We start from the raw sequence: 12085 nt of genomic DNA, 5'->3' as shown, positions 1-12085 counted from the left end.
TCATGCAAATTTGCATGATCTTTTTAGATGACCCGTACGGGATTCGAACCCGTGTTACCGCCGTGAAAGGGCGGTGTCTTAACCACTTGACCAACGGGCCGTTAAATTAAATATAGCGGCGGAGGGGATCGAACCCCCGACCTCACGGGTATGAACCGTACGCTCTAGCCAGCTGAGCTACACCGCCATGTCGTCGTATTTAACGGACAATTAGTATCTTACATCAGATATGTTTTAAAGTCAACACATCTCAAAAACTTTTTTAAAAATATATTCTCTCACATAAAAAAGTACCCGAGTAATTACTCTGGGTACCTCTCTATATGTTAAGAATTAAACGGACTTATTATCCGCGACGTGCGCCACGGCCACCACGTTTAGATTCTGTGTTACGCTTTAAAGAAGTTAAACGATCTTCACTATCTTTTAAAAAGCGTGCCATCTTTTGCTCAAATGTTTCTTTTGGAGCGCGTTCGTTACCGCCACCGCGGTTATCTCTGTTGGAAGAACGATTATTACGTTGTGGACGTCCAGAACGTTGTTGATCACCACCACGTTGGTATTCACCACGCGGACGATCTCCTTCTGTTTTTTCACGTTCTTTCGCTTTCTTAATAGATAGGCCAATTTTGCCATCTTTTTCAACATTGATAACTTTTACTTCTACTTGGTCGCCTACTTTTAAGTGATCGTTAATATCTTTCACATAATTATCAGCAACTTCACTAATATGAACAAGACCTGTTAAGCCTTCTGGCAGCTCCACAAAAGCCCCAAAATTTGTAATACCTGTTACTTTACCCTGTAACTTGCTGCCTACCTCGATTGACATAAAAAAAATGCTCCTCCTTAGTGGTTAAAAAGTCAAATTTTACTTTATTATATATAATCCTAAAATGTAGTGTCAATAAGACATACTCTACTTAGAAACAGGAAAAATTATCTCCCCTTTTCCGGAGAAGAAATAATCCCTTCTAGCAATCTTTAAAACGTACTCTTCATCATTCAACTTTTGAACTTCATCTTTTAGATTCTTTTCTTTTTTCGTTAATGAATCCAGTTCTTTTTTCATGTCCTTAACTTTTGCTTCTTTTGCTTTAATGGAACTGTTTTGTTGATAAAACGTCACACTAATACTAGCAATAATTGTAAAAGTAAAGACAAGAAAAACCGCTAAACGGCGATAAAGTCGCTTCCTGTTCTCATCCGTTTGTATTATATGTTCTTTAACAGGATTTGGACTCTGTTTTTCGATTGTTCTTTGTCTCAGTTCCCTCATTTCCGAGGTCCCCCTAACTTCTTTTTTATACGCTCCCATAATTGGAAGATATGTCCCTTCAATTTTGCTACATATTGCAGGAACCCTACATGCTTCATTATAAAAAGTTTAACACGATTAGGGAGAAGTTTCCATATGAGCGAAGCAATAAATCGAACAGGCGAGAAAAAAACTTTCCATATGAAAAGTAATATCCAAATCACCATTTTCCATAACACATGTCCAATTGAAAGCAGTATACGAAATAAGAATAATATAAATGCAATAAATAGCTGCGCTATAATAATAACAGGTTTTATCATGAGTAGCTGTATAATTCGAACAAAAAATTGTGTTGTTTGCACAAAAATATAGATGAGAAAATTTAACATCTTCATGTATAGTGCTTTCAATAAGCTTTGATATGCTGCAAAACCACATAGTAATGCCAAAAATACATATATACGTAGTTCGGCTTCATTCACACGCAGTAATACATAAAAAACGAATAATGCTTGGACAATCCAAAATAGTATATCCTGTATAAATACAAGCCAACGTTTACGCTCTTGGCGTTTTAAAAACCGTTGGTATGTATCTAAAGAAGCACCAATCCAAGCACCCATTCCAATCATTGAAAGCATTGTATACAACTGAATTGTTAGGCTCATTTAAACAACTTACTAAAGAAGCCTTTAGTTTTCTCCCCTTGGTTCTCATCAATATACAGCATTTCATGAACTTTCCCTTTAATTGATACAACACCCTTTTCTACATCTAAATTCTTCATTTGCAAATTTTGACCACGAATTGTTAAAAAACCCATTACAGTCTCAAGTAAAAACTCTTCGCTATCAAAACTCTCTACTTGCTTTACACCAGTAATATCGATTACACGCCTGCCACGCATGATAATATCATGCTCTACAGAAACATTTTGTTGATTAGAAGACATAGGTGAGTAACCATTATTCACGAAAATCCCCCCATAGCTTTATACTAGCTAATAGTAATGTATGAAGGGATAACCTATTTTAGAACAAGCCTTCTTCCGCTTTCACTTTTTCCTCCCGAACGAGACTATACATGTTTGCTGCATCTTCTTTTTTAGTTGTTTCTTTCAATTCATTTACTTTCACAGTTACTATTTTTTGCCCGAAACGAATTGTTAATTCATCCTCTACCTTCACATCTGAACTCGCTTTTGCCACTTGGCCATTAATCGAAATTCTTCCTTGGTCAGACACTTCTTTTGCTAATGTTCTTCTTTTAATTAAACGTGATACTTTCAAAAATTTATCTAGACGCATATCAAATCCCCCTATTAACGCTCTGTTTGTTTTGCCTCTTCCCATAAAATATCTAACTGTTCTAATGATAAATCTTGCATTTCCTTATTCATTTCAGCTACATTTGCTTCCATGTATAAAAAGCGAGCCATAAATTTCTCATTAGTTGAACGTAACGCTTCTTCTGGATCTAATTTATAATGACGAGCTATATTAACAAATGCAAATAGTAAATCACCAAATTCACCTAGCATCTTTTTCTCATCCATGTTTACAACTTCTTGTTGGAATTCTTGCCATTCTTCTAAGGCCTTCTCTATCATCGGCTGCACATCAACCCAATCAAATCCAACCTTTCCAGCTTTCTTCTGAATTTCATAAGCACGCATTAGCTGTGGCAAGCTTTTTGGAATACCCGCTAAAACAGATTCTTTCACGAATCCCTTTTCTTGTTTTTTAATTTCTTCCCAATTTGCAATCACTTCATCAGCATTATTTACATCCGTATTCCCAAACACATGCGGATGACGACGAACCATTTTCTCAGCTAAAGTCCGAATAATATCATCTATAGAGAACCAACCTTCATCCTCTCCAATTTGAGCATGAAGCATAACTTGTAATAATATATCACCCAGTTCTTCTACTAAATGATCATCATCCTCTTCATCAATTGCTTCTAGCACTTCATACGCTTCTTCAATTAAGTATTTCTTTAAAGATTGATGAGTTTGCTTTTTATCCCACGGGCAACCATTCGGTCCACGCAGTTCCGCAATAATTGCTCTAAGCACATCAAACTGCTGATACAAAGACGCACGTTCCTTAACCGGGGGTACATATACACTCGTTAAATTATTTAACTCCGTTTCATGATCTAACATGTATAACGGTACCTTTTTTACTTGCTCAAATGAAGTTCCTGCAGCTGTTACGATATACACTTCATAATCATCTGGCAACATCTCCATTAACATCAGTTTCACATCTGAAGCAACGAACGCATCATACACTTGGCAAAAGATTAAATGTTGACGTAATTCTAATTGTCCTCTTTCAAATGATGTAGCATCAATTAATTGGAATCCTTCAATCGGATCAATTTTTAGACTTGCAAACATTGGATCAAGGAAACTTTGTCCACCTTCAATTCGCACTTCAATATTTGCTACTTCTCCTTTTTCCAAAAGTAGCTGAACTGTTCTTTCTGCTACAAGCGGATGACCTGGAACAGCATAAATAATTTCTGCACCTTTCGCTTGTTCTAGCAATGTATTCGCGATTGTTTCATATACGATTTCAAATGTATCATGTGCCTCATATACATTATCAAAGGCTGTATACTTTATACCTTCTTGCTCCAATTCTTCTATAACTGGGTGTTCCTTCGTTCTAACAAACATATGGTCCGCTTCTTTTATCTTTCGATATACGCCCATCGTTAACTGATCTAACTCACCAGCACCTAATCCTAAAATAGTAATAATTCCACTCACAACCAGTCACCTCTATCCACTCTTCTTCAATGAACCTTCTTTTTTCTCTTGTTTCATAACGGTTCCTAATTCTTCTTTTGTAAATACACGTAATTTTAAAATTAAAAACATATATGCTAATCCGCCGATAGCTACACCTAACAGCGCTTCAAGCGTCGCAATCCCTCTATGTCCTGTATCAATTACTAATCCAGACATTCGCAATATACGCATAAAGATTATTAATACAAACCCCATACCGATACCGCTAATAGCCACACCTAACATATTCCGCCTATCAATAAGCGGCTCCGATACAGCTCGCATAAGTAACACACTATTTAGCAAGGCAATTACAATAAGCGCAACTAAAGTTGCAATTGCAGCTCCCTTTACACCAAAATACGGCATTAATATATAGTTTAAAGCTAGCTTCAAACAACCTCCAAATACAACGAATATTGCTGGTTTTAATGTTTGTCCCACTCCTTGCAAAATAGAAGCAGTTGTAATTGACAATGAACTAAATAAAATAGATAAAGATAAAATCGATAACACATCTGATCCATCACTATTTTCAAACAACATAATATTCGTAGGTTGAATAATACAAGTTAATCCAATAGCAGCTGCAAATCCAATAACAAATGTTATTTTCATTGCTAACTTTACCTTTTCTTGAATAAATGAAAGATCTCCTCTTTCTTTCGCCGCTGTAATAATAGGAATAAGTGACAATGAGAAAGAAGTTGTCACAACAGTACCTAATTGCATAAGCGGGATACTTCTATCATAAACACCTTTTAGTACCTTCGCATTTTCAACTTGCTCTCCCGCACGAATAAGCAAAGTATAAAAGGAAATAGAATCCGCCATTTGTATAAAAATAAGGACTAAATTACTAACACAAATCGCTAATCCCTGCCAAAAGAGGATTCGAATAATCCTTTTTTTATCTCCAATTCTCTTCCAACTTTTAAAGAAAATCGCATGGAAATCATGACGCATATAAAGTAAAAGTACGATAATCCCAATAAGCCCGCCTGCAATTGAACCTAGCATAGCACCCGCACCAACTGTATATAAATCAAATCCATGAGCAATAAGGAATAGTGATAAAAATACAATAATAGAAACACGAATCGCTTGTTCAATTACTTGCGAAACAGCCGTCGGCATCATATTATTGAATCCTTGAAAATATCCTCTCGCTACAGATAAAAATGGCATTAGTAGGAATGAAAACGAAATAACACGTAATAATTTATCTAAATGTATATCGCCCATAGCCGATGCAATTGTTTCGGCCCCAAAGAATAATGTGAAAAAACCTATAAATCCAATTCCTAATAAAAACCAAAAAGATACACAAATAATTTCTTCTGCTTCTTTTTGTTTTCCTCGTTCTAATCTTTCTGCGACCATTTTTGAAATAATAATGGGAAACCCATAAGTGGCTAAAATTAAACAAAATCCATAAAATGGATAAATTTGTTGGTAAATATAAAAACCAACATCACCCGCTATATTTTGATATGGAATACGGTAAAAAGCGCTTAATACCTTTGTAACAAAACTTGCGATTGTTAATATAATAGCCCCACGCCAAAAGGCTTGGTACTTCTTCGCTTCCATACAAGAAAACTCCTTTTTCTATTCTCACCCCTCGTATTATATCACAAAGAAAAACTGTCTCTCCTTCATATTCCTTACATTCACTGACTTCTTTCAACAGCAAAAATACTCAATGAAAAAAGGTAGCAAAGCGCTACCTTCATTCATTGCTTATATCTCCAAATAGTTAATTTCTCAAATAGAAATATCATAATTAGGAAAGATTGCTACTTATAGAAATTACACTTCACTACTGCTCCATTTGTTTCGCTAAAAAGCTTGCAGCTGTATTTACTGACTTATGCTCTACTTCACTTATAATAGCCTCTTTAGAGAAGATAACAACAGCTCCAATTGGATCCCCATTCGCAACAATCGGGCCAATTGTATAGGAGCTAACTTTTTCTGTTACTCCATCAATAATTGAAATTTCACTTTCATCTGTCATAATTACAGACTTGCGCTCTTCCATTGTCTTCTCAATTAAATCGCCAACACTTTTATTTAAGTATTCTTTTTTAGATACGCCTGCTACTGCGATAATAGAATCACGATCGCATACAAGCACATTATGTCCTAAGCTATCATATAAAGCTTCCGTATATTCTTTTGCAAAATTACCTAGTTCACTAATCGGAGAATATTTCTTTAAAATGACTTCTCCATCGCGATCAACAAATATTTCTAATGGGTCCCCTTCTCGAATACGTAAAGTTCTACGAATTTCCTTTGGGATTACTACCCTGCCTAAATCATCAATTCGACGTACGATTCCAGTTGCTTTCATTCTAATGCTGCCTCACTTTCTACTGATGATCAAAGTGGTGAATTTACCTGTTCATGTAAAAATCACCAACTATTAAACATAGTATTTTACACATTAGTTCTTCTATGCACGTCGAATTGTATTTTTTATCTTATATTAGGCATTTATTACTTCTTTTTTTACATCTGGTAAGCCTTTTAATAAATTTTCAGCAATTGTTAACCATTTCGATGTCTCTAATCCATTCGTTTTCATCACAATTTTCAATTGTGACCCCTCCATACCAAGACCGATCATACGACCAAAACTACTTCCTAGCATGAATAATTTTCCACCATCTATATTTTGGCTCGCTTGTTCAGAAAACAGAAATGTTACTTCAAACTTATTTTGCTTAATTAACTCAATTTGTTCTTTCATCGCCAACACCTTAATGTTTGCAATTTGTAATAAATAACCAACTTCTTGTGGGTAATCACCAAATCTGTCGATCATCTCTTCCTGCAACTCTTCAATATCTTCAATTGCAGAAATACCTCTAAATTGTTTATACATCATAATTTTTTGTTTACTATCTGAAATATACGCATCCGGTAAATATGCATCTACTTCTAAATCAATTTCAACATTAACCGTATTTTCAACTCCATCTGTTCCTCTACGTTGCTCAATTGCATCTTTTAACATTTGAGAATATAGATCAAATCCGACAGAATCAATAAATCCATGTTGTTCTGCCCCTAACAGATTACCCGCACCACGAATTGATAAGTCTCTCATCGCAATTTTGAAACCAGATCCAAGCTCTGTAAACTCTTTAATTGCCTGCAGACGCCTCTCTGCAACTTCCGATAACACTTTATCACGTTTGTATGCAAAGTAGGCATACGCGACGCGATTAGAACGTCCAACACGCCCACGAAGCTGATACAACTGCGATAATCCCATACGATCTGCATCAAATACAATTAATGTATTTACATTCGGAATATCTACACCCGTCTCGATAATTGTTGTACTTACAAGAACATCATGCTGCCCTTCTAAAAACGATAGCATAACAGACTCTAATTCACCTTCATTCATTTTCCCATGTGCGTATGTTACACGAGCATCTGGAACTAACATCGAAATTTCATCTGCTTTTCTTTCAATATCCTCCACACGGTTATATAGGAAGTAAATTTGACCGCCTCTTGCCAACTCTCGCTCTATCGCTTCTCGCATTAACGCTGGATTATACTCTACTACATATGTTTGTACTGGGAAACGATTCTCTGGTGGTGTCTCAATAACAGATAAATCGCGCACACCAAGCATAGACATATGAAGTGTACGTGGAATCGGAGTTGCCGTTAATGTTAACACGTCAACATTTGCTTTCAATTGTTTAATTTTTTCTTTATGTGTAACGCCGAATCTTTGTTCTTCATCAATAATGAGAAGTCCTAAATCTTTATACGTAACATCTTTAGATAGAATACGATGCGTTCCGATTACAATATCTACCGTTCCATCTTTTAAACCTTTAATCGTTTCATTTTGTTGTTTTCGTGTGCGGAATCTACTTAGTAACCCTATATTAATCGGATAATCTTGAAAACGCTCTCGAATTGTTTCATAGTGTTGTTGCGCAAGGATTGTTGTCGGTACTAAAATCGCAACTTGTTTTTCATCCATAATTGCTTTAAATGCTGCACGAATAGCTACTTCAGTCTTTCCATATCCTACGTCGCCACAAAGAAGCCTATCCATCGGACGTCCGCGTTCCATATCTTTCTTAATCTCTTCAATAGAACGTAATTGATCCTCTGTCTCTTGATATGGGAAAGAAGATTCAAATTCCTGTTGTTCTGCCGTATCTGGTGTATATGCATAACCTTTCGAAGCTTCACGCTCGGCATATAATTTAATTAGGTCATCTGCAATGTCTTGTACAGATTTTTCAACTTTCGTTTTGACCTTCTTCCAATCATTTCCGCCTAATTTATAAACTTTTGGATCCTTACCTTCAGACCCTACGTATTTTTGCACTTGATCAATTTGTTCAATTGGAACGTATAACTTATCATTACCTTGATATTTAATATTTAAATAATCTTTATGAACACCATTAATCTCTAATGTCTCAATACCTAAAAATTTACCTATACCATGATTTACATGAACTACATGGTCTCCAACTTTTAATTCCGAATAACTTTTAATACGTTCAGCGTTAGATAACTTTTGCTTACGTTGTGATTTTTTAACCTTCTTATGAAAAAGCTCTTTTTCAGTAATGACAACAAACTTTTGCATCGGCATTTCAAAGCCTGCATGTAAATCACCTACAGCAATTTGTAACCTTCCAGGCAATAAGACATCTGTGGCCTCTACAATGTCTGCATCAATATCATAATCACTTAAAATATGTTGTAGTTTTTTTACACGTTCATCATCTGTTCCAAGCACAACGGTCGTAAAATGCCCTTCATTCCATCTATCAATTTCAGTTTTTAACAACTGCATCTGTCCGTGGAAATCTTGCATCGTTTTACATGTCACATTCACAATATTTTGAGGATGTGTGTGTGCTATATGGCGTAAGAATAACGTTAAATATACAAAACTTCTTTTTTTATTGTGAAGAAACTCCTCAAATGAGTGCGAGAAAGATAAATCCTGAATAATTGTTCCTTCGCCAAGAAGTGAGATATACCATTCCGCTTCTTCTGTTTCAAGATGTGATGCTGTTTCTTGAATACGGGAAATCTCATCTAAAATTACAACACCGTTTTCTGGTAAATAATCTATCAGACTAGCAGGTTCTTTATAGAAAATAGATAAATATTTAAACATTTGTTCTATACTTTGCCCGTTTTTCAACATTTCAATTTCATGACTAACCGTCTCAAGCACAGCAGTCTTTAATTTATCATCGGAAAGCTTTTGCATCGTCTTAGTCAAACCTTCTTCAAGATGCTTAATTCCCGATTTCAATTCTTCCTGTGAAAATAAAAACTCTGTTGCCGGACCAAACCGAACACTTTCCCTTTTATCTTGAGAGCGCTGTTCTTCCACATCAAATAATCGAATAGAATCAACCTGTGTATCAAAGAATTCAATACGAAATGGTAATTCTTCAGTTAATGGGTAAATATCTAATATTCCCCCGCGCAAACTAAACTCTCCTGGAGCTTCTACCATCGACTTACGCTCGTAGCCAATATGATGTAAGGTATGCAAGAGTGCATCTAAATCAATCTCTTGCCCTAGATTGATTTCAATTTGCCTTTGCTTCCATAATTCTTTTATTGGTAAAAACCTACGCAGCCCTGCAACTGGCGCTACAATAATCCCATTCTCTCCCGCAGCTAAGCGATTTAACACTTCAATACGTTGCGCCTTCAATTCTGGACTTGCAACACCAACTTCCGATGCTATCAATTCATTTACCGGATATAGCCAAACATCTTTTTCACCAAGTAACGCCACTAAATCTTCATATACTTTTTGTGCTTGGTATAAATTGTGTGTCACAATAAGTTGTGATTGCTTTGTTTTTTTATATAAAGCTGCCATTAATAATGAACGAGAGGATGTTGCCATACCCGATACAAGTTGTTCTTTCAACCCATCTTCTAGCCCATTAATAACCGATTGTATTTCTTCATTTTTATAAAATTGCTCTAATAAACCTATCATTTTCAAAACTCCTCTCAACATAAAGAGCAAGTTACTATATTTTATGCAAATATTTCGGAAAAAGAAAACAGAAAAATGCTTTGGACATGCCAAAGCGACAACATTTTATTGCAGAAATTTTTCATATTCATAATACTCAGGATAAGATGCGAGCGTTTCTTGACACGATTCACAAATCGTTTTTATATATATATTTCCATTCTCATGAAAATGAATCATATCCACTACTTCTTGCTCTGTTAGTTGAAACAAAACGTCGCTATATACTTTTTCTGCGATAATGGAGCCCACATTACTTCCGCAATGTCTACAGTAATAATAACCTTCCATACTAGCCTCCTAAATATCCAATTGCTACTAGTATGGGATAAAACAAAATAAAATATTCCAGATTGTGCGCTTAACTATTAAAAGTATTCATGATTTGGAGAAAAGGTTTATTTAACCATTCCTCACATGCATCTGCTGCATTTTCAATGGATTGATTAACGCCAGATATTTCTTCAGATGTAAAACGTCCTAATACGTAATCCACTACTTTCATCCCATTTTTCGGACGATCGATTCCCATACGTATACGTTGAAATTCTTGTGTTCCTAAATGTGAAATTGTTGATTTCACACCATTATGTCCACCCGCACTACCTTTCATGCGAAGGCGTAACTTACCTACAGGGATATCTAAATCATCGTACATAACAATGAAGTCCTCAACATCAATTTTATAATAATCCATGAGTGGACGGATACTTTCCCCAGATAAATTCATATATGTAAGTGGCTTTAGTAAGATTACTTTTTCCCCATTAACAAAGCCTGCACCAAATACTCCTTTAAACTTTTGCTCATTCAAAGAAATACTCCAACGCTTTGCAAGTTCATCGATCGCCATAAATCCAATATTATGCCTTGTTAATTCATATTCTCTACCTGGGTTCCCAAGTCCTACTATTAATTTCATTCTTGTACCACTACTTTCTTTTTTCGATACGAAAAGACGTAACCAAGCTTGGTTACGTCTCATTCTATCCAATTAATTGAATAATACACTTACAGATTCTTCTTCGTATACACGAATGATTGCTTCTCCGATTAATGGAGCAACTGAAAGTTCATGTACTTTATCAATTTTCTTCTCTTCTGGTAATACGATAGAGTTCGTTACAACTAACTCTTTAATATTCGAATTTTGAATACGCTCAATTGCTGGGCCAGATAATACTGGGTGTGTACAGCAAGCATATACTTCAGAAGCACCGTTCTCAACAAGAGCATTTGCCGCTAATGTAATTGTACCAGCTGTATCAATGATGTCATCAATTAAAATTGCTGTTTTGCCTTCGATGTTACCGATAATGTTCATTACCTCCGATACATTCGGACGAGGACGACGCTTATCAATAATAGCGATTGGCGCTTTTAGGCGATCCGCCATTTTTCTAGCACGCGTTACACCACCGTGATCAGGAGATACGATTACGATATCTTTAAGGCCTTTTGCTTCAAAGTAATCTGAAAGAATCGGTACACCCATTAAGTGGTCGATCGGGATATCAAAGAATCCTTGAATTTGTGGAGCATGTAAATCTAGAGTGATTACACGAGTTGCACCTGCTGTTTCAAGCAAGTTTGCTACAAGTTTCGATGTAATTGGTTCACGAGAACGCGCTTTACGGTCTTGACGCGCATAACCATAGTAAGGAATAACAATATTAATTGTTTTTGCAGATGCACGTTTCAATGCATCAATCATAATAAGTAATTCCATGATATGTTCGTTTACTGGGAAGCTTGTAGATTGAATAATGAATACATCGCAACCACGGATACTTTCTTCAATGTTAATTTGAACTTCTCCATCACTAAAACGATCAACAGAACATTTTCCTAGTCCTACTCCAATATGCTTTGCGATTTGCTCAGCAAGTTCCTTATTAGAGTTTAAAGAGAATACTTTCAAATTAGAATTTAGATATTGAGTCGACATCTAGATTAA

General features: G+C 35.7%; 12 protein-coding genes and 2 tRNA genes. All 14 read right to left on the bottom strand.

Translation table 11 applies throughout. From position 1 onward, the window contains the following. Nucleotides 1-28: 28 nt before the first annotated feature. Nucleotides 29-100: transfer RNA gene (locus V7038_RS22470), tRNA-Glu, on the bottom strand. Nucleotides 101-113: 13 nt separating this feature from the next. Beyond that, nucleotides 114-187: transfer RNA gene (locus V7038_RS22465), tRNA-Met, on the bottom strand. Nucleotides 188-346: 159 nt separating this feature from the next. Then, nucleotides 347-832: a S1 domain-containing RNA-binding protein gene (locus V7038_RS22460; protein WP_002009683.1), complete on the bottom strand. Its 486-nt coding sequence runs from the start codon at nucleotides 830-832 to the stop codon at nucleotides 347-349. 87 nt (nucleotides 833-919) lie between these two features. Then, a complete protein-coding gene (gene divIC, locus V7038_RS22455; RefSeq protein ID WP_002113268.1) occupies nucleotides 920-1279 on the bottom strand; it encodes a cell division protein DivIC in 360 nt (119 codons plus the stop codon). After that, the gene (yabQ, locus tag V7038_RS22450) at nucleotides 1276-1929 is read right to left on the bottom strand and encodes a spore cortex biosynthesis protein YabQ (RefSeq protein WP_002107301.1); all 654 of its coding nucleotides are present in this window, start codon (nucleotides 1927-1929) and stop codon (nucleotides 1276-1278) included. Before yabQ ends, divIC begins: the two co-directional genes overlap by 4 nt. After that, complete coding sequence (yabP, locus tag V7038_RS22445; protein ID WP_001059101.1) at nucleotides 1926-2234, bottom strand: sporulation protein YabP; 309 nt, start codon at nucleotides 2232-2234, stop codon at nucleotides 1926-1928. Before yabP ends, yabQ begins: the two co-directional genes overlap by 4 nt. Nucleotides 2235-2292: 58 nt before the next feature. After that, complete coding sequence (locus V7038_RS22440) at nucleotides 2293-2568, bottom strand: RNA-binding S4 domain-containing protein (RefSeq protein WP_002009677.1); 276 nt, start codon at nucleotides 2566-2568, stop codon at nucleotides 2293-2295. A gap of 14 nt (nucleotides 2569-2582) precedes the next feature. Further along, the gene (gene mazG, locus V7038_RS22435; RefSeq protein ID WP_335695649.1) at nucleotides 2583-4043 is read right to left on the bottom strand and encodes a nucleoside triphosphate pyrophosphohydrolase; all 1461 of its coding nucleotides are present in this window, start codon (nucleotides 4041-4043) and stop codon (nucleotides 2583-2585) included. Between the two features lie 12 nt (nucleotides 4044-4055). Continuing rightward, nucleotides 4056-5657: a putative polysaccharide biosynthesis protein gene (locus tag V7038_RS22430; protein ID WP_002107299.1), complete on the bottom strand. Its 1602-nt coding sequence runs from the start codon at nucleotides 5655-5657 to the stop codon at nucleotides 4056-4058. Between the two features lie 229 nt (nucleotides 5658-5886). Continuing rightward, nucleotides 5887-6423, bottom strand: coding sequence for a stage V sporulation protein T (gene spoVT / locus V7038_RS22425; RefSeq protein ID WP_000648312.1), 537 nt, complete (start codon nucleotides 6421-6423; stop codon nucleotides 5887-5889). Nucleotides 6424-6558: 135 nt separating this feature from the next. Next, nucleotides 6559-10089 (bottom strand): transcription-repair coupling factor, encoded by a 3531-nt coding sequence (gene mfd / locus V7038_RS22420; RefSeq protein WP_070138645.1) that lies wholly within the window; start codon nucleotides 10087-10089, stop codon nucleotides 6559-6561. 105 nt (nucleotides 10090-10194) lie between these two features. Next, nucleotides 10195-10419, bottom strand: coding sequence for an anti-sigma-F factor Fin family protein (locus V7038_RS22415; protein WP_002091576.1), 225 nt, complete (start codon nucleotides 10417-10419; stop codon nucleotides 10195-10197). 70 nt (nucleotides 10420-10489) lie between these two features. Then, nucleotides 10490-11050 carry an aminoacyl-tRNA hydrolase gene (gene pth, locus V7038_RS22410; RefSeq protein WP_002144538.1) on the bottom strand — a complete coding sequence of 187 codons (561 nt, stop codon included), beginning with the start codon at nucleotides 11048-11050 and terminating at the stop codon, nucleotides 10490-10492. A gap of 72 nt (nucleotides 11051-11122) precedes the next feature. Further along, complete coding sequence (locus V7038_RS22405) at nucleotides 11123-12076, bottom strand: ribose-phosphate diphosphokinase (RefSeq protein WP_002091580.1); 954 nt, start codon at nucleotides 12074-12076, stop codon at nucleotides 11123-11125. Between the last annotated feature and the right edge of the window lie 9 nt (nucleotides 12077-12085).

This window comes from Bacillus sp. JJ783 (assembly GCF_036963225.1).
In the GTDB taxonomy this organism is placed as follows: domain Bacteria; phylum Bacillota; class Bacilli; order Bacillales; family Bacillaceae_G; genus Bacillus_A; species Bacillus_A cereus_U.
This window is presented reverse-complemented; position numbering and strand designations above follow the sequence as displayed.

Bases quoted from the DNA above. Each gene is read 5' to 3' on its own strand.
- V7038_RS22415 (WP_002091576.1), bottom strand. From the start codon at position 10,419: ATGGAAGGTTATTATTACTGTAGACATTGCGGAAGTAATGTGGGCTCC.
- yabQ (WP_002107301.1), bottom strand. From the start codon at position 1,929: ATGAGCCTAACAATTCAGTTGTATACAATGCTTTCAATGATTGGAATG.
- V7038_RS22460 (WP_002009683.1), bottom strand. From the start codon at position 832: ATGTCAATCGAGGTAGGCAGCAAGTTACAGGGTAAAGTAACAGGTATT.
- pth (WP_002144538.1), bottom strand. From the start codon at position 11,050: ATGAAATTAATAGTAGGACTTGGGAACCCAGGTAGAGAATATGAATTA.
- V7038_RS22405 (WP_002091580.1), bottom strand. From the start codon at position 12,076: ATGTCGACTCAATATCTAAATTCTAATTTGAAAGTATTCTCTTTAAAC.
- divIC (WP_002113268.1), bottom strand. From the start codon at position 1,279: ATGAGGGAACTGAGACAAAGAACAATCGAAAAACAGAGTCCAAATCCT.
- spoVT (WP_000648312.1), bottom strand. From the start codon at position 6,423: ATGAAAGCAACTGGAATCGTACGTCGAATTGATGATTTAGGCAGGGTA.
- V7038_RS22430 (WP_002107299.1), bottom strand. From the start codon at position 5,657: ATGGAAGCGAAGAAGTACCAAGCCTTTTGGCGTGGGGCTATTATATTA.
- mfd (WP_070138645.1), bottom strand. From the start codon at position 10,089: ATGATAGGTTTATTAGAGCAATTTTATAAAAATGAAGAAATACAATCG.
- V7038_RS22440 (WP_002009677.1), bottom strand. From the start codon at position 2,568: ATGCGTCTAGATAAATTTTTGAAAGTATCACGTTTAATTAAAAGAAGA.